A 19,443-nucleotide genomic window follows, 5' to 3' on the forward strand; every position below is an offset into this window, starting at 1 on the left:
ATCACCCCTGCACTTTGCCGGTGACCAGGCCGACCTGGTTGAGCTCGATCCGGCGCAGCAGGTCGAGCACTTCGACCACGCGGGCGTACTGCACCTGCGCATCGCCACGCACGATCACCGGGAAATCCGGATTGAGCGCCTTCTCGGTGCGCAGGCGGTCTTCCAGTTCGGCCAGGCTGACCGGAAACGCATCCAGGAAGATCTGCCCGGCGTTGTCCACCGTGATCGCCTTGGTCTTGGGCTTTTCCAGCGCCATGCTGGAACTGGCCTTGGGCAGGTTGACCTCGATCCCGGGGATGGTGGCGTTGCTGGTCAGGATGAAGATCACCAGCACCACCAGCAGCACGTCGACGAACGGGGTGACGTTGATGCCCTTCTCGCGCTTCTTGATGCCGAACCGCTTTGCCCTTGCCATGGTGGTCTCCTCAGGCCTGGACCGGACGCGCGTCGGCGGCCGGTGCGCTGCGGTCGAACTCTTCGGCCAGGCGCGCGGTGAACTCATCGACGAACACCGACATGTCCGCGGCGATCGCCTCGGCGCGCGAGGCCAGCCAGTTGTAGCCAAACAGCGCCGGGATCGCCACGCCCAGGCCGGCGGCGGTGCACAGCAGTGCCGCGGCCATGCCCGGGGCGACCGAGTTGATGTCCACCGCACCGGCCATGGCGGCCACCGCGAACACCAGCATGATGCCGATCACGGTGCCGAACAGGCCGATGTAGGGCGCGCCTTCGATGGTGGTGGACAACCAGTTCATGCGCTTGGACATGCGTTCGGTTTCGCGGGTGACTTCGGCGTCCATCGAGGCGCGGATCGAGGTGATCGCCGCGGCGGTCAGGCCGTGGTGGTGCGAACCGCGGCCGTCCATTTCGTCCATGGCGATGCGGTACAGCCGCCACAGCGTGGCGTTGTCGCGGATCTGCGCGCTGATCACGCCGCTGCGGTCGCGTTCCTGCAGGGTGGCCACCGGCGCGCCGACCACCTGCTTGTACTGCGCGGTGAAGGCCTCGTTGGCCTTGGCCACGGTGCCGAAATAGCGGCTCTTGGCGATCATGATCGCCCACGACAGCAGCAGCATCAGGCCCAGCACGATCACCACCACCCAGGCATCGACCGGCATCGCCTTGAGGATGAAACCGAAGTGGCTGACGCCGGCCGACTGTTCGTCCTCGCCGAAGGCGACCAGGCGCGACTCGGCGCCCTGCGCGCTGGCATCGGCCAGCAGCAGCGTGGCCGGACGGGCCACCTTGGACACGCGCACTTCGTCGATATCGCCCAGGAACGGCTGGGCCACCGGCACCGCCGGCGCGATGGCGACGGCACCGGCCGCGGCGGCCGGCGCCGCGTCGCCGCCGAGCAGGGCTTCACCGGCGAACGCCGGCAGGCGCGCTTCGATACGTACCGCTTCACGGCCACCGACATGCAGCACCACCGCGCCATCGGCGGCGGTCACCGCCAGGTGCGCCCACTGCCCGGCCTTCAGGGCCGGCACCGGCTGGCTGCGCTGCTGGTTGACGCGCACGTAGGGCACGCCGTTGTCCAGCCCGACGATGAACACATCCTCGCCTTCGCGGCGGGTGTAGATGGCCTGGTCCGGGCCAAGCTGGCCGGGCTTGATCCAGGCCGAGAAGGTCATCGGGGCGCCGGCGGCGATCGCCAGCGACGGCGAACCGGGCAGGTGCAAGGGGGTGCCAGACAACTGCGCGCCGCGGCCGATGATGGCGCCGTCGGCCGACTTGAATTCGCCGCCGAGCGGGTTGACGTAGGCGGTGGTATCGCGCGCTTCGGTGCCGCTGTCGGCGAAATGGTAGACCGCGCTGTAGTCCGGGTCGAACACCCGCTGGCCATTGCCGGCCGCCGGCGCGCCGGGGTTGCCGTAGTACATCCAGACCGTCTGCGGCGCGGTGCCGCTGAGCGCCGGCAGGTCGACCCAGATCAGCGCCATGCCCAGCGCCGCGTCGTACTGCTCGACCTGGTGGTTGAGCACGGTATGTCCGTCGGCGCCGATGAAGCGCAGGTCGTTGCCGCCCTCGGCCACGCCGTCGAAGGCGAAGTTGCCGGTGTGCAGGCGGATCAGCACGGGGGTGCGGCCCAGGTTGCCGCCCAGGGCCGCACCGTTGGGGCCGGCGTCCAGGGTGATCGGCTTGCGGTACTTCCAGTCGGCCTGCCACCACGCCGTTTCGGCGTGGGCGACACCGAGCGTGGACATGCTCAGGCAGAACAACAACAGGGCAAGAAAGCGTTGCATTGACGGTATCTCCGGGGAAGGCGTGGAAGCTCGGGCTCAGTAGCTGGCGCCGACGCTCAGGTGCAGGCGGTTGGCGCCCTTGGTGGTGGTCGGGCCGTCGCTGAGCGAGTGGCCGTAGTCCAGGCGCAGGTTGTAGTGCTCGCCGATGCGCAGGCTGCTGCCCAGGCCGATGGCGCTCATCCGCGCGCTGTCGGCCTGTTCGGGCAGGGGCCGGCGCAGGCCCAGCCAGGCGCCGTCGATGAAGCCGTACAGGCGCCAGTCCTGCAGGCCCCACCAGCCCAGCGGGCGGGTGCGCCATTCCAGCGTGGCCAACGCGCCGTAGTCGCCGATGCCTTCGGCCGAGCGGTAGCCGCGGGTGGTGTACATGCCACCGGCGGCGAACTGTTCGCCCGATACCAGCGGCTGGTCGGTGATCTGCGCCGACAGCCGCGCGAACCACTGCGCGCCGCTGGACAGCGTGTAGGTGTCGCTGAGGTCGACCTTGACGGTGAAGAAACTGGGATCGGCATAGGCGCGCTTCCAGTCGAACTCATCGTCGCTGCTGCCATAGCCGAACAGGCTGCGCGCGCCGAACACGGCCTGCAGCGCCACGCTCAACTGGTGCTGTTCACCCTGGCGGAAACCGCTGTAGGCCAGGGTCAACGGGGCGTACTTGAGCGGGGCGAAATCCGAGGCCTGGCCGACCATCGCCACCGACTCGTCCAGGTCCTTGAAATCCACCCCGATCGACAGCTGGTGCCACCAGGCGCCGGTCATCGGCAGGCTGTGGGTGAGCTTGACGCCCAGCGCATGGCCCTTGCCGGTGACGTTGGTCTGCCCGCTGGAGACCACGTTGCTGTCGGAACGGTAGCCGGAGAAGTCCAGCATCCAGTCCGGGCCGGCCAGCGGCAGGCCGTAGGCGGCCGACCAGACATTGGCCTGGTCCAGGTCCTGCGGCGCGGCGAAGAAGGTCAGCGAGGCGGTGTGCTCCTTCTGCCAGAGGTTGTCGTGGCCGATGGTGGCGATGCTGCGCAGCGGCTCGGTGTCGGCGCTGTGGTCGTTGTTGAGCGAAGCGCTGTAGCGCCACGGCGATTTGTCCTCGACCTTGAGTTCCACGTCCATGGTGCCTTCGGCGGTGCCCTGCTTGACCAGCGGCACCACCTGGCGCTTGCCGCCGCGGTTGAGCGCGGTCAGCTGCTGTTGGGCGCGCTCGAAATCGGGCACCACCCCGGCCTGCAGCGCCGGCACGCGCGCGCCCAGCCGGGCCGGGTCGTTGTGCTGCGCACCGACCACCCTGACCTGGCCGATGCGGGTTTCGGTGACCTGCAGGATCACCACTCCGCCGCTGACCTGCTGTTCGGGCAGGTCGACGTAGACCGACTGATAGCCCTTGCCCTGGTAGGCGGCCTGCAGCGCCGCGCGCGCGGCCTCCACGTCCTGCAGGGTACGGTCCGGGCCCAGGTGGTCGGACACCGCCCGTTCGATCTCGCGTGCATCCAGCACAGTGTTGCCGCGCACCAGGTACTCGTTGATGTTGACGCGTGCGGCGCTGGCCGCCGGCGACGCGGCTTGCGCAGGGGCGTCCTGCGCGGCCGCCGTGGCGATCGCGCACGACAGGCACAGCGGCAGGCAGGCCCAGGCCAGCGCCGGGAAAAGTGGGGACATCAGTGGCTTCTCGATGCGGAAAGTGGAAGGAACCGGTTCACCGCGGCACCTGCGCGATCACCGCGATGGTGCGCAACGGGGATAACAGCGGCGTTGCACGCACGCGGCAACTGCACGGCAGGCGCGGCGGCGCGAGCGGCGCCGCACTCATTGCCGTGCCGCCGCGGCGCTGGACAGGCGGGCGCGCTGCTCGGCATTCAACTCGCCCATGCCCACCACCTGCACCACGCTGTCGGGGTCGTAGCGGTCATCGGCCTTGCTTGGCGCGACGCTGCTGGTCTGTTCGCCGAAGCCAAGCACCTGCACGCTGATGGTGGACGGCTGGGCCTGCTGGGTCTGCCGTTTGACCATGTCCTGGGCGGCCTGCACGGCGCTGTTGGCCGCCGCGCTGGCCGAGGTCAAGGCGCTGACGTTGACCGCGGCGATCAGCGGGATGCCGGTGGCCTTGCCCTGCACCTGGATGTTGTCGGCGTTGAGCACCTGCAGCGCGGCCAGGTTGACGTTGCCCGACACGCGGATACCGGCTTCGCCCGCATCGATGGTGCCCAGCGGCGCGATCAGGTCGATATCGCCCGGCGGTACTTCGGCGATCGGATTGAGGGTGGCGATGCCGGCACCGGTGTTGGGCGTGTTCGGCGACAGCGCGACGTTGCCGACGCTGTCGTAGACGCGACGCTGCGGGGTGTAGACCACCGTGGTCTTGCTGCCGCGGCCGGCGTTGATGTCGCCCTCGGCCGACCAGGCCAGGATGTCGCCGCCGAAGGTGGTGAAGACGCGGCTCTGGCCGAGCAGCAGGCTGCCGCGCGAGTAGATGTTGATGTCGCCCTCGCCCTGGGTCAGCACGCCGGAGCCGGCGCCGGGCAGGAAGCCGCCATCCACGCCCACCAGCGCGCGGCCGCCGGGTACCAGCAGGTGGATGTCGCCACCGAAATCGGTGTGGATGCCGGCGTCGTTGACGAGGTAGTAGCGCACCCCGGTGCTGGGACGCCCGGCGGCGATCCACTCCGCTTCGGACAGGTAGGTCTGGCCCGGTTTCGGGCGGCGGGTGGCGGCCGTCTCGCTGACGCCTTCGTAGTACAGCGCACTGCTGAACATCGTCAGGTCGCCCTGGTAGGCGATCTCGCCGCCCTTGGCATCCTTGGCCGGCAGCAGCGTGGCGATCGCCTCGCGGCCGCGCAGGTAGCTGCCTTCGCGCGGCCCGTCGACCGCGGTGTACTCACGCCCGGCGGCCTTGAGTTCGGCGTAGTACACATTGCGCAGGAACGCGCTCTGCTGTTCGGTCGGCAACGCGGCGAAGAAGGCCTGTGCGTCCATGCTGGCGGCATCGAAGTGCAGGCCGCGGCCGTTGGCTCCGCCAAAACGGCCGGTCAGCCAGTTGACCAGGTGCAGCTGGCTTTCCTGCTTGAACTCACCGGCCAGGTCACGGCTGACAGCCGCGCCGCCGCTGGCCACCGCAGCCGCATGGGCCTGGTCCAGCGCCTGCTGCTGTTGCGCCAGGAACGCAGCAGCACCGGCCTCATCGCCGCCATAACCGAACTGCGCCTGCAGCCATTGCGCCAGTGACGTCGCGCCGCCATAGACACGCACGACCTTGCCGTCCTGCTCGCCCAGCGCGCGGTTGGGATCGGCCAGGTTGGCCGCATCCAGGTAGCGCGCGGCGAAGGCGTTCCAATCCGCGCCGTGACGGCCCAGGCCGGCCGCCACCGCGATGCTGGCACCGCTGCCGCGATCGCCGGGCGTGATGCCGGCGACGGGCCCCAGGCTGCGCAGCTCACCCTTGTCGGCCATGTACATGTCGCGGCCGGCGCTGATGTCGAGCAGGCCGGGACCGGCGACGTAGAACGTGCTGAAACGGATATCCCGCCCGGCCTGCACCACCGACACATCGTCGGCACTGGTGTGCACGACCAGGTTGCCGCGCGCGGTACCGATTTGAATCGCCGTGGGCTTGGGCTCGGCGGCAGGGTCGCCGCGATTGATGGTACCCATCCAACCCAGCGCCCCATCGGCGTTGCCATAGATGACGCCCACGTTGTCCAACGCCCCCAGCGGCGTGCCCGAGTTGACGATATCGCGGCCGGCGCGGATGGCGACCGCGCCACCGCCGTCATACCAGGTGCTGTCGGTAGTGATCACGATGCCGTTGGTGAGTTCGTCGTAGCGGGTGTCGACCACGCTGCCGGTGCGCAGCCCGACCAGATCCCCGTGGACGGCGTAGTAGCGCGACGGTGACTGGCCGACATGCACGTACCCCGACGCGGTGGGCGCGGTGAAGGCGAACAGCGGGTAGCGCTGCGCTGACCCGCTGGCGAAGACGCCGCTCAGCAGGACGCTCGGCGCCAATGCATCGGGGCTTACGTTGTGCAGGAACTGGCGGCCATACCAATTGGTGCCGGCCAGGCCGACGAAGCCGGGATTCCACGGATTGGGCAAGGCGGTCGGGTCGGCGCCGGAGGTGCCAAAGCCGGTGCCGTTGGCGTAGATCGAACCGGCGGCCAGCAGTTCCAGCTGGCCGGTGCCGACGGCCGCGAACCGCTCGTTCACCGGCGAAGGCGCCAGCACCACGCCAGCGACGAAGTCCTCGTTGTTGGTGCCGGCCGTTGTCGCGGTGCGCGCCTTGCCATAGTAGATGCTGCCACTGGTGGCCACCGCGCGCAGGATCGAGGGATACACATGGTTACCGTCGGTGGCCTGGCCATCGGTACGGATGCCACCGTCGAGCATGGCCATGGTCGGGGTCAGGTTGCCACCGGCGGCGAACAGGTCCACGCCGGTGGACGGTGTCCACAGCGAGAACCAGCTCCAGCCACCATCGGCGTAGTGCACGCCATTGGCAGTGAACGGCGTACCGCCGTTGTACTGGCCGACCCGCCCCGGATCGGTGACGGTACCCAGCACCAGATCGCCGCGCGCGTCCAGGCGTGCGCCGGCATCGCCGAGCACCAGCACCGGGCCACCGGCCGAGGTGGCCGCAGTGGCGGTGTACATGTCGTAGGGGCGCGATTCCTTGGCATCCTGGCGTGCGCCGTAACGCAGCTCGACGCCACCCACATTGCCCGCCTGCAGGCGGAGCGCACCGCGCAGGTTGGTGAAGCTGCCGTTGAGTTCCAGCCGGTGTGCGTCGTTGGCGGTAATCACATTGGCCTCCGGCGCGGCGTTGCTGCCGGTGAACGAGCGCAACGCCGGGTCGGCGTTGAGGCCACCGCCGATGCGGATGTCCAGGTCGCCGCCGCCGGTCTGGACCAGCTCGCCACTGGCGGTCATCCGCCCGGTGCTGGCCACGGCCAGATTCAGGCCGGCGCTGCGCGCCAGGTAGTGGCTGCCGTGGTCGCCACGGCCCTGCAGCATGCCGGCGTCGCCACCGCTTTCCAGCACCAGGTTGCCGCCGCCGAGCGTGCCGAAGCCGGTGAAGCCCACCAGCCGCGGCATGTTGACGAAGTTGTTGTAGTCGTTGGACCCGCCCGGCGCTGCCACATAGGTGCCGAAGTTGATCCACCAGGCCGTCGGGACGGCATCGGTGCCGGTTTCGACGCTGCCGCTGCCCTGGCGCCACAGCCAGTTGCCGACCGAGCCGGTCGGGGTCAGGCGCGCGGTCGCCAGGCCCAGCGTTTCGGTACGGATGCTGTTGGGCTTACGGCCCAGGCTGTCGCCGAGGATGTCGCCGCCGGCGCGCAGCAGCAGGTTGCCGCCCGCGTCGGGATACCACGCCTGGTACAGGCTCTGACTGCCGCCGTCGACAAGATGCTCGAACGCGGCACCCTCATCACCGAGCACACTGTTGCCGATCGGGTTGAAAACATCGGGAACCATGACCGCACGCGGTTGGTTGTAGGCATCGCTGCCGCCCACAGCCAGGCTGGCCGACGGCGTGCCGGCGGTGTACACGCCGTACAGCGAGGTGGTGGCGATGTCGGCGCCGGCCACCAGGCGCAGGTCGCCGGTACCGGTACGCACCACGCTGGGCAGCTGTTCCCGGCCCGGCAGTTTCCTGAACTCGGTGTCCGGCGGAACGGCCGGCGCGTCGAGGGCGGCCAAGTCTCCATAACCATGATCGTTGAGGTTTGCCGGACCATCCCAGACCAGACCCCACAGCATCATCTCGGCGATCTGATCGTCGTTGAACGCGGCACCCGCAGTCGGCACAAAGCTCAGGAGGTAATCGCCGAAGAAGTCCCGCACCAACTGTTCGAACGCGGCGACGTCCCCCCACAGGTACGTCGCCGGCGAGCCGGAGCCGGGGATCTCGACCACCGCACCGCCCTGGCCATAATGCGGATCGGACAGGCGCAGGCTGCCGGTACCGGCCCGGTCCACGGTCAGGCGATCGGCAGCGGCCACGTCGGCGCCGGCCACCAGGCTGATGTCCCACGACTGCGAACCGGCGGCCAGCATCGGCGCCAGCGCCCAGACGCGGCCCTGGTTGCCATCGGCATCGGTGGGCCGCAGGTTCACCGTGGTGGCGTCGCCCGGCAGCTTGACCTCGGTGTCGCTGGGAATGAAGGCGCCCTTGGCCAGGCCCAGATCCGCGGCCAGGGTGACCAGATTGTTGAGCGGCGATGCCGGCAAGGCCACGCCGGCCGGCCAGGTCATCGCCGCGATGCGGGCGGCCAGCGGCAGGCGCAGGCCAGCCGACAGGCGCGCGCCCTGCGGCAGGGTCACCGCATCGGCCAGCACGGTGCCGGCCGCATACAGCAGCGCACCGTCGGCGTCATGGACCGCCGCGCCCAGCACGGTGCCCTTGGCCAGCGCCAATGGCAGCGCCAGGCTGGCCTCGGCCGGCAACAGGGTACCGGCGGCCATCTGCATGTCACCGATGGGCAGGGCGTAGTTGAGCACCTTGCCCGAGTTGAACACGGTGCCGGCGGCCAGCGTGACCAGGCCGCCATGCGGCACCACCACGTCGCTGCCGAACAGCTGCCGGCCGGCGGTGAGGTACCAGCCATTGTCATCGAAGGTGGTGCCCAGGCGGCTGCCGTCGAAGCCATCGCTGATGCTGCCGAACACGTCCAGGTCGCCCTGCGCGCGCAGCACCAGCGCACCGGCCTCACCGGAGCCGCGCGCGCTGCTGCGCTGGCTGCCGGGGTTGAGGCTGGCGTAACGGTGCGCGGACAGGTCCAGGTCGCCATCCACGTGCAGGTTGCCGTCCGCATTCAGCGCCAGGTCGGCCACCACTTCCACCCCCGGGCGCAGGTGGAACGCATCGCCGTAGCGGCGCAGGCCAGCCAGGCGGTTGTCGACCAGCGCGCTGTTGGCCAGTGCGGCATCGATGAAGGTGATGCTCCGCGTGTGCAGGCGGTCCAGGTATGCCTGGTCGATGACCTGGTAGCTTTCACCGTCCGTACTGGCCTCGGTACCTGGCGCGGCGGTGTTGTCGGTGATGAAGGCATTGAGCTGGATCGTCCTGGCGCCGTCGATGGTGATTGGGCCACCGGCCTGGATCGCCACGTCATCGCCACCCACGCGCGGCGCGTTCAGTGCCACCGTGCCGACGTTCCTGCTGCTGCCGGCCACGCGCAGGTCCATGCGTGCGCCGCTGGCGATGGACAAGGTGCCGCTGCCCGAATCGATCTCGATGCTGGCGCGGTTGGGTGCATCGATCGCCACACCGTAGCTGTCGCGGCGCAGCACGCTCGCGCTGGCATCCAGCACGGCCGCGCTGCCCAAGGCGACCCCGTTGCGCGCGGCCAGACGGATGCTGCCGGCCTGTTCGCCACTGGCGTCGATGGTGCCGTTGACCATGAGCTGGCCGTTGTCCAGCGCGATGTTCACCTCACGCGCCACCACTTCGTCGCCCAGCGCCAGGTCGCCCTGGCCGATGCGGAAGCTGCGCCCGCCGGTGACGCCGTCACGGGTCAGGCGCGTGTTGAGCGCACTGAAGTCGTTGATGGCCTGGCCGTGCAGGTCGATGCGGCCTGCGGCGTAGGGCACCTCGGTGCCGCCGGCGTCGTAGTGCCCGCTGCTGCTGCCCAGCAGCTGGCCGGCCAGGTCGATGCTGCCTGCCGCGGCGTGCGCGGTGAAGGTGCCGGCACGGTTGTTCTGCGCGGCCAGGTTGATCTTCGCGCCGCTGTCCTGGCGCACGTCGCCCTGCCGGCTGTCGATCAGCACGTCGCCGCCCCAGCTGTACTTGGCGGTGTCGAAGAAGTCGATGCGGCGGCCGCCCAGGTCCAGCTGCGCGCCATCGGCCAGGCGTACCTCGCCCTGCGCAGCCAGACCGAGCTTGCCGCTGGGCAGCAATACGGTGGTATCCAGCAGCAGGTTGCCGCTACGGCTGTCCAGCGCGATTTCAGCGCCGAGCGCGGCGGCCAGGGTGGCGTTGTCGGGCGTGGCGGCGGCGCTATTGCCGGTCACATGCAGGTTGCCGCCCGCAGTGATGGTGTTGACCGACCCGGCGGCGCCGGTCAGCAGCGGGGTGCTGATGAACAGTTCGCCGCCGCTACGGGCGTAGGTCTTGGTATCTGCGTTCCAGGCACCCTGGGTCTCGAAGACGCTCAGGCTGCCCTTCTGGTTGGCGGTTACCCGGCCGCTGGCATTGAGGTGCACGCCGGCAAAGCCCAGCGCCAGGCGATCCTGCGCGCGCACGGTATCGGGCTGGGTGCGCGGGCCATAGCCGAACACGATATCGCGGGCATCCACCACCAGCTGGCCGTGACCGGTGCCGGGGCCATCGGCGACGATGCTGCCGGCCGGTGCAAGCGCGCCGCTCCAGATCAGGGTGTCGGTATGGATGCGGGCCACGGCATCGGCGTCGCCATGCCCGTAGATCGCCGGCGTGCCCAGTACCAGCTGCTGCAACGCCGACTTGCCGGTGACCGCATCATAGGTGGACAGCGATACATCGCCATAGAAGTTGACCGATTCGCGGGCGGTCAACGACAGCGCTTCCAGCGCCGGCGCACCGACGCTGGTGTCGCCCAGCAACAGTCGGCCGAGCACGTCCTGGTTGAGCGTCATGCCGGCCGGCAACGTGCCGCGCGCGGTGGCCTCTGCGATCGACGCCGCACTGCCGACGTTGATGCCGCCCACGGCCAGGGACAGGTTGCGGGTGCCGTAGCGCACCGCATCGCCGAGCACGAAGCGGTTGTCGGTGGCGGTGGCGATGGTGCCTTCGGAGTACAGGCGGGTGGTGCCCGCGCAGCCGGTGGTGATCGCGCACGCGCCGATCTCGATCGTGCCGGCGCCGTTGCCCTGGCTGTCGGGCGCTTCCGGCGCCAGCAGGTTGATCTGGCCGTTGGACACCGCCAGCAGGGCGTTGCGGCCCGGCGCATAGATGTAGCCCTGGGTGGCGTCGTATGCAGCGGCGCCCTGGCCCAGGGTGTTGATGCCCGCGCCCTGCTCCAGGGTGATGCCGCCGGCCTGGCGGCCGGTCATCAGGAACACGTCGGCGGCCTGCAACTGCGCCCCGGCACGCAACACGATGCTGTTGCTGCCCGCGCTGCCGTCGATGGTGATCACGTTGGCCGACTGCAGCGAGCCGGTGGTGGGGTTGCTGTAGGTGCTGCGCAGGCGCCCACCGATTTCCAGGCGCGCCGCGCCGATGCGGTTCAGCTCGCTGGCATGCACGGAGATACCGGCGAAGTCCTCGGTTGGCTGGCTGCCGTCGGCCAGGATCTCGTAATCGGCGGCGTTGAGCAGGCGCGCCACCGAACCGGTACCGGCCGCGCCGGGTGCATCCAGCACCGAGGCGTTGAACTGCAGCGACGGCAACTCCAGCGAACCGGCCAGGCTGGGGTTGGTCACCATGAAGTTGACCGCCTTGGCGTCACGCTCCAGCAGCGGGCGTGGTGCACCTTCGCGCGCGGCCTGCTGCAGCGCGAAGTTGGCGTAGCTGGTTTCGTTGTACTGCGAGTACGTACGCAGGGTGTCGGCGGCCGTCACCAGCCACTGCGTAGGCAGCACATCGCTGCTGCCGGTGTTGGCAACGCCCTGGCGCGCCGAGGTGCTCCACGAACCGTTGCGCATCGCCTGGGTGGTGCCGAACGAGGCCGCGCTGCCGGCAAGGCCGTTGCGTTCCACCCGGAACGCGCCCGGCAGCAGCGCATAGTTGGAGGGCAGCAGCGTATAGGTGCCGGCCGGCAGCCCGGGAATGCCGGCGCCGATAGTGATCTGCTGGCCGATGGCCGGATCGCCGGCGCCGTGTTCGGCGCCGATCGGCGCCTGCCCGGCCTGCACGCCCGGCACGATGGCATACACCGGGTTGGTGGACAGGCCCGGCAGGGTGAAGCCGTCGCGGCCCATCTGCACCAGCGGGTTCAGGCGGGCATCGGTGGACCCGCCGCGGCCGGACAGGAAGGCCGCACCGGTCAGCTCGCCGCCACCGGACAGGTCCAGCACCGCACCGGGCTGGGCGTTCACCGCATGCGAGCGGAACTCCACCTTCGGTTCGCCGCCGACGCCCTGGTAGTCCACGTCCACGCCATCGTAGTTGTAGACCAGGCCATCCACGGTGCCGCCGTAGGGCATGACCAGACCATTGGCGCTGACCGAGGTGACACTGCCGGGCAGCAGGTTGACCACGCCGGTGTAACCGCTGCCGTCGGCGCGGCCCAGGGTGATGCTGCCCAGCGGCGCGCGCAGCACGCCGCCCTGGTTGATGGTGGCCGCAGCGAAGCTCATGGCGCCGAATACGCTGTACGGCTGCGCAGGCAGCGCGCTGCCGATGCGCTGGATATCCAGCACGCGGTCCGGGTCCAGCCCGATGCTCGGTGCGCCCCACTCGTTCAGCGTGTTGCGCAGGCCTACCGTGACGTTGCCGCTGCCGTAGATCTGCGCGGCCGCCAGGGTGGTGTCGCCGGGGGAGTACAGATCGGCCGCGCGCAGGCGCAGGTCGCCCTGGCTTTCGATGCGCACCGTGCCGAACGCATCGCGTTCGACCAGCAGCGGGTTGTCCGCGTTCTGCACGATCTCGCCGCGTGCACCGAAGCCGACCGCACCAACCAGGTCGACCAGGCTGCCGGCAAGGGTGATCGACGCATCGTCGGCGAGCGCCGCCACGCCTTTGGATCCCGCCGCCGGGCCGGTGTTGCTCGAGCCGGTGATCGGGTTGGGCATGATGGTGTTATCAGGCTGGCGGCGGGCCGTGCCGGCCAGGCGCAGGTATGGCGCGGCCAGCTGCACCTGGCTGTCGCGCGCGGCGTCGGTTGCCAGGCCCAGCGAACTGGCGGTCAGGTACAGCGCCTGGCCCATGCGCAGGTCCACGCTGCCATCGAAATCGAGCAGGCCATTGACGTACAACGAGGCGGTATCGAAACCACCGGCGGTGATGGCATCCACGCCGTAGCGGGCCTTGCCGTAGGCCAGGGTCGGGTCCAACTCACCGGCGACCACGTCCGCGCCCAGGCCGCTGCCACTGTAGTGCTGTTCAATCACCAGCTCGCGCGGGACGCGCACGCCATCGTCCACCTCGGCGCCCTTGCCGCTCCAGCGGTCGACCTGGCCATAGATCGGCGTTTCCAGGTTCAGCGCCAGCGTGCCACCGCGCGCGCCGCTGCCGCCGGCGACGGCACGCAGGCTGCCGTCGACGAACAGGCCATTGCTGGCGCTCAACGCGATCACGCCGCCATGGCTGGCCACGTTGGTCTGCCCGAGACCGGGCAGGTCGAGCGTGGCCTGCGCGCCGGAGGCATCCAGGCGCGCGCCCTCGCGCACCACCACGAACGCATCGATGGCATTGATGTCGCGCGATGCCAGATCGTGTCGCGCGCCGATTTCAATCGTGCCGCCATCCAGCACCTGGCCATGCCGGCCGCCCTTTTCATCCAGCGCGGTATGGGCCGTGCCGGACACATCCAGCACGGCCTGCTCACCGATCCAGATCGAGCGCGCGTTCGGCAGGCCGTTGGGGCGGTTGAGCAGGTTGCCTTCGCCGAGGTCGCCGCCGAGTACCGTGATGCGTCCGCCGCGTGCCTGCAGGGCACCGTCGAGGGTGATCTGGGCGTTGCCGGTCAGGCTGATGGCCTGGCCGGGATCGACGTTGATCCGGCTGTTCGCGCCGATCTCCAGATCGGCCGCGTTCTGCGCCGTTCCGGCGGTCAATGACAGTCCGGCGCCCTTGCGCAGGGTGACGTCGCCGCTTTTCTGATCGTCCTGTTGCAGCGCCGGCAGCCACGCCGACAGCGCACCGTCGGGATCGGCACCGGTCGCCAGCGCGCGCGCGGCAGCGAGGTCGACCTGCAGCAGCGGCATCGCCACATCCAGGTGCGTGCCTTCCACTACCGTTACGCCATCGCGGCCGACCACGTTGTACTGCTTGAAGCCGCTCTGGAACAGGCCGGTATCCAGCGCCAGGAACGACTGTACGGGGACCTCGCGCTGCCACACCGTGCCGACCGGCAGGCGGGTGCCGGCCGGCACGGTGACTGCGGCGCTGGCCACGGTGCCTGCGACGTAACGGGACGTCTGCGGGGGGATCGGCAGCCCCGACGGGAACACCGCGGCTGGCAGCACATAGCCGGCCGGAAGGTCGGAGATGGTCCACAGGGTGGTGCCGGCCGGCAGGATCTCGCCGGGGCCCTTGGACGGCCCGTTGTCGGCCAGCTGCACGGCGACCGGCAACACCCACGGTGCCCGGGTGGTGACCGGCTTGGTGCTGCTGACGTCGGGGCGGACCGTGGCCGGCATCGGTTTGCCGCCGGCCACGTGAGTGACGGTGATGGAGAAGCTCAGCGGAATCACGTCGCCGGGCTGGATGGTGACGTCGGCTGCCAGACGTACCGGCAGCGTGTTGGCCTGGCCGGCGGCCAGGTGCTCGATCGCATCGGGCACGTCGCCGCCGATGCTGACCAGTGTGCCGTTCTCGATGTTGAGGGTGCCGCCGCCCTTGACGCCGTAGGCGCGTACGCTGCCATCCAGCGACAGCACGCCGCTGCCCATGTTCTGCCCGGCGGCCAGGGTGACGCTGCCGCCCTCGCCGCCGGCCACGTCGCCATCGGCGCCCATCGCCGCGCCCGAGGAAACGTCGATCACGCTGCCTTTGCCCAGGGTCACGTTGCCGGTGCTGCGCAGTGCAACGCTGCCACCGTCGACGAACGGCAACCCGGCGATGAGCGCCGGATCCTGCCATTGGTTGGTCCACAGGCCGCGCGTATCGAGGGTGACGTCATCGCCGACCAGCACCTGGTGCAGCAAGGTGTCGCCGGGGCGCGCACTGATCGGCAGGTCCTGCCACTGGACGCCACCGGTGGTGTGCTGCACGACCATGTCGCCCAGTGCGATGCTGCCGCCACGTGCGCGCAGATCGGCGTCGATGCGCACGTCGCTGGCATGCAGGGCGATCGTGCCGCCCGGCGCAACTTCCAGCGCCTGGTTCACATCGATGCCGGCGTGCGCGTATACCTCCACGCCACCGAAGCGCTGCGCGTTGAGCCAGGCCGCGTCCAGGCCGATCCCGCCGCTACCGGAGGCGCTGGCGGGATCGCCTCCGATGGAGACACGCTCGGCCAGGGCGCCGGGGCTGAAGCGCTGCTGGCCGCTGTCCTTGTCGTAGAACGGCTGGTAGCTGCCGACCACCAGCTGGCCCTGGCGGGCGACGCTGGTCTGCCCCTGCTGGTAGCCATCCAGTGCGGCATCGCGGGCGCGTTGCTGGCGGTCGCCCTGGAAGGTGGTCGTTGCCACTTCGCCCTGCAGCTGCGCCTGTCCGGTGGCGACGATCAGCCGGCCGGCGTCGCGGCCCACGGTGTAGCCGTTCTCCAGCCTGCGCTGCGGGGCGATCAGCGGGTTGTAGTAGAACTCGGTATTGCCCCAGCGCGCGTGGGTATCTTCAAACCCGCGGTACAGGCCGCTGTAGCGCAGATCGCCCGGTGCGGTGGAGGCGTTGTACAGCTTGCCGTCCGCACCTTTGAGATGGGTCAGGTTGACGTAGCCGGTCTGCACATCCAGTGCGCCGCCGGACAGATTGATGCTGGAGCCGCGCTGGGTGACCAGGTTGCCGCCGCTGAACTGCACCGTGCCGCCCTGCGCCGACCACTCGCCGATGCCATGGCCGGTCACGCCCAGGTAACCACCCACTTCCAGCAGGCCGCCGGCGGTATACCAGCGGTCGGCCTCATAGCCGTTGGTGCCGGCCGGCACCAGCACCAGATCGCGCCGGTCCAGCCAGATGTTCCGGCTGTTGAGCGACTTGTCGTCGCGGTTGAGCGGGGCGTCCCGCTGTTCGTTGCCCTGCACGTTGATCTGGACGTTGTTGGCCTCCATCGCGATCTTGACCCCGACATAGCCGGCCACGTCCAGGCGGGCGCCCTGGCGGACCTCGCTGTCGGCGGCGTCGACGAAGATCTGCCCGCCAGTGGCCAGGGTCAGGCTGCCGTCTTCGAAGGCCACCTTGCCGCCGGTGCCGATCTGCACCAGCGACTGGTCGCGGCGATGGGCGATACCGTCGCCGACCTTGTCCGACTCCTGCACCAGCGTTTCGCGCTGGACATCCAGCGCGGTGGTGGCGCTGGCATCGAGCACGATCGCGGTGGTGCTGTTGCGATCCAGCAGGATGCTGCCGGTGCTATCGGCGCGTTCGTTCTGCAGGTGCACGGTGCCGCGGGTGTGCACCGAGCTGGTCGAGATCAGCGCACCCTGCTGGCGCACGTCATGGCCGGCCAGGGTGATGTCGCCGGTGGCGGCCTGGACCAGGCCGGTATTGTCGACCACGCCGGTGTCGGCGCTGGCCGCCGTGCCGCGCAGCGTGGTGACCACGTTGCCGCGGGTAGTGGAGGTCTGGTTCTGCTCAGTGCCCATGCCCTTGCGGATCACGAACGCATCGCCGGCGGCCAGCAGGGTCTGGCCGTTGGCGGTGGCGATCTGGCCGTGGTTGTGCACCTGGCGGCCGAGCAGCAGCACATAGCCACCGCCTTCGGTGACTGAAGACGGCACGGCAGTGGTGATCTGCGCGCCCCGTTCCACCACCACATCGCCGGTGGCCGCGCCATGGGCGAAGCTGTTGGCGGTGGTGGTCAGTTCATTGCCGAAGGTCGGGATGAACCCCTTGCCCTGCGCATCGCTGTAGATGCCCTTGCGGAACTGCGCATCGCTGATGTTGACCGCGGCGGCGGCCAGGTTCTTGACGTTGACCTGGCTGCTGCCGTCGAACACCACGCCATTGCGGTTGACCAGCATCACCGTGCCCTGGCCCTGGATGCGGCCGAGGATCTGCGAGGGGCGCGCGGACGGATCGTTGACCCGGTTGAGCAGCGACCAGCCGGCCTGCTGGTCGAAATCGACCACGGTGTTGCGGCCGACGTTGAAGGTTTCCCAGTTGAGGATGGCCTTGTCGCCAGTCTGCGCGATGCTGACCGTGGTAGTGCCGTCCTTGCTGCTCTGGGTGGGCGCACTGGCGTTGGACCAGCCCCGGGTCAGCGCGTCGTCGTCGACCTTCAGGCCACCCTGGCCCAGGCCGTCGGGCACCTGGCTGACGCGCAGCCGTGCGGCGTCGCGCGCGGTCTGCTGCAGGCGCTGCTGCATGGCGATGGCCTGCGCGGCGGTGTTGAGGTTGTCCAGCGAGGTCTTGAGCGTCTCGCGCGCCTTCTGCGCCTGCGCATCGGTGCGGTCCAGATTGGACGGCATGCCGCTGGGCAATCGCCCGCTCTGCACCGCGTTCTGCTGCTGGGCGCCCTTGCCAGCGAACCAGGCAGGGCTGAAGGCCTGCTGCGCCTGAACCCCGGCCACCATGCCGCTGGCCATCAGCATCACCGCGATCGCCTGCGACAGCGGCCGCAGCTGCGGCGTGCGCGCGCTGGAATGGCCAACCGGTACGTTCTGCTGCTTCACCATCGCTGTCACCCGTCGCAATATCGTTCGCTGATAAGGGCAAGCGCGTGTCACCGCGCTGCGGTGCGGCGCCGGTCCCTGGCAGCAGGAGCGAGCGTGGCAGTGCAATGCGTTGCGCTTGTTACGAGGGATAAGACCGTGGTCGGTGAACGCGACTGAACCACTGCAACAAAAAATTCATCTGCACGCGGCGTCGCGTCGATCGGCGCTGCGATTGTCACTACGCTGTCATCGTCCTGTGCTGTGGTGGCGGCCACTCAGCCCAGCAGCACCACCCCACCGGGCATGCTCACCACGCGCGCGCCATAGGCATCGCGCACCAGTTCGACAAAGCTGTCGATCCGCGTGATCGGGATCCGCGCCTGCACCCGGCGCTGCGCCAAGGCCTGGCCGGTGATCACGATGCGACCGGTGCGATAGCGGTTGATCTCGTCCACCACTTCGCCCAGCGGCTGGTCGTCGAACACCAGCCAGCCCTGCCGCCACGCATCCACCCGCTCGGCCGCCACCGGCGCCACCGAGGTGATCCGGTCGGCATCCAGCCGCGCCTGGATGCCCGGCTGCAGCCGCACCGTGCGGTCGCCGCGGCGGACCTGTACCTGGCCGGCCAGGCAGGTGACGCGGGTGTCGCCGTCGATGCAGCGCACGTTGACCCGCGCCGGATCGCCTGCGGTGACTACCGCGCCGGCGGCGTGGATGGCAAACCCGGGCGCGCCGCCGGCAGCCAGGTCAAACTGGGCTTCGCCCTCGCGCAGTTCGATGCCGGCGCTGCCGTCTGCCGGCAGGCGCAGGGCGGTACGCGCGGCCATCTCAACGGCCACTCCCTGGATCTGCAGCTGGCGGCGCTCGCCGGTGGCGGTGTGGTAATCGGCGGCCAGCGCCTGCCACTCCGGCCACAGGCCCAATGGCGAACGCAGGCCGACCCAGCCTACTGCGGCGGCGGCCACCGCGCCGCCGAGGAAGGCGCGACGGCGCAGATCGACCCGTGCGCGCGGCCGCGCCGTGGTGGCACCGCGTCGTGCCGGCGGCGGCGTGGCCAGCGGTGCCGGCGCAGCGGCGGCCGGTGCCGACGTCAGCGCCGGGCCCAGCGCCTGCCACAGCTGGCGCGCCTGCGCGAATGCGCGGGCGTGCTGCGGGTCGGCCGCGCGCCAGCGCCGGAACGCCTCGGCATCGGCTTCGGTGGCGCGCCCGGACTGCAGGCACAGCAGCCATGTCTGCGCCTGCTCGCGCAGCGCGGGGGGGAACGGGGAAGGCGAAGGATTGGGCATACCAGTCATGACGGTTTTCCAGCGCCGGGACCGAAACGCTGCACCAGCGGCCGCTCCAGGCGACCGGCACAATGCTGCAGCGCCTTCTTCAGGTCCTTGCCGATCATCCGCGACGACACCCCGTGCTGATGGGCGATGGCGTCGATCGGTTGTTGGTCGATCCGGGCGGCGATCAGGATGGCGCGCTGGCGCGCCGGCAGTTCATCCAAGGCAGCGGCCAGCGCGGCGAACTGGGCCTGGTCGAAGGCGACCGCGGCCGGATCCAGATGGTCCACGCCTTCGTCCATCAACGCGTCCACTTCCACCGCGCTCAATACCCGGCCCTGCGCGGCGCGCTGGTCGGAGGCGGCATTGACCGCCATCCGGAACAGATAGGCCACCGGGTTGCGCTGCGGCTGCGCCGCGCCCATCCGCTCCACCCGCAGCCAGGTCTCCTGCAGCGCATCCAGGGCCAGGTCGTCCGAACCCAGGCGGCGGCGCAGGCGCCGACGGAAGGCTTCGTAGTGCTCCAGCAGCAACCCGCGCATACCGGC

General features: G+C 69.8%; 6 protein-coding genes. All 6 read right to left on the bottom strand.

Features of this window, described 5'->3' with window-relative positions:
* Position 1 precedes the first annotated feature (1 nt).
* Positions 2-415 (bottom strand): ExbD/TolR family protein, encoded by a 414-nt coding sequence (locus IC535_RS09745; protein WP_228886054.1) that lies wholly within the window; start codon positions 413-415, stop codon positions 2-4.
* 10 nt (positions 416-425) lie between these two features.
* Positions 426-2,246 carry a DUF2341 domain-containing protein gene (locus tag IC535_RS09750; RefSeq protein ID WP_228886055.1) on the bottom strand — a complete coding sequence of 607 codons (1,821 nt, stop codon included), beginning with the start codon at positions 2,244-2,246 and terminating at the stop codon, positions 426-428.
* A 36-nt stretch (positions 2,247-2,282) separates the two neighbouring features.
* Entirely contained in the window at positions 2,283-3,890 is a 1,608-nt protein-coding gene (locus tag IC535_RS09755) for a ShlB/FhaC/HecB family hemolysin secretion/activation protein (RefSeq protein WP_228886056.1), read from the bottom strand.
* 147 nt (positions 3,891-4,037) lie between these two features.
* Entirely contained in the window at positions 4,038-17,642 is a 13,605-nt protein-coding gene (locus tag IC535_RS09760) for a filamentous haemagglutinin family protein (protein ID WP_228886057.1), read from the bottom strand.
* Positions 17,643-17,899: 257 nt separating this feature from the next.
* Positions 17,900-18,919: a FecR family protein gene (locus IC535_RS09765; RefSeq protein WP_228886058.1), complete on the bottom strand. Its 1,020-nt coding sequence runs from the start codon at positions 18,917-18,919 to the stop codon at positions 17,900-17,902.
* The gene (locus tag IC535_RS09770) at positions 18,916-19,437 is read right to left on the bottom strand and encodes an RNA polymerase sigma factor (RefSeq protein WP_228886059.1); all 522 of its coding nucleotides are present in this window, start codon (positions 19,435-19,437) and stop codon (positions 18,916-18,918) included. Before IC535_RS09770 ends, IC535_RS09765 begins: the two co-directional genes overlap by 4 nt.
* Positions 19,438-19,443 lie beyond the last annotated feature (6 nt).

This window comes from Stenotrophomonas rhizophila (assembly GCF_020857975.1).
Taxonomy (GTDB): domain Bacteria; phylum Pseudomonadota; class Gammaproteobacteria; order Xanthomonadales; family Xanthomonadaceae; genus Stenotrophomonas; species Stenotrophomonas rhizophila_C.

Bases quoted from the DNA above. Each gene is read 5' to 3' on its own strand.
- IC535_RS09750 (WP_228886055.1), bottom strand. From the start codon at position 2,246: ATGCAACGCTTTCTTGCCCTGTTGTTGTTCTGCCTGAGCATGTCCACG.
- IC535_RS09770 (WP_228886059.1), bottom strand. From the start codon at position 19,437: ATGCGCGGGTTGCTGCTGGAGCACTACGAAGCCTTCCGTCGGCGCCTG.
- IC535_RS09755 (WP_228886056.1), bottom strand. From the start codon at position 3,890: ATGTCCCCACTTTTCCCGGCGCTGGCCTGGGCCTGCCTGCCGCTGTGC.
- IC535_RS09765 (WP_228886058.1), bottom strand. From the start codon at position 18,919: ATGACTGGTATGCCCAATCCTTCGCCTTCCCCGTTCCCCCCCGCGCTG.
- IC535_RS09745 (WP_228886054.1), bottom strand. From the start codon at position 415: ATGGCAAGGGCAAAGCGGTTCGGCATCAAGAAGCGCGAGAAGGGCATC.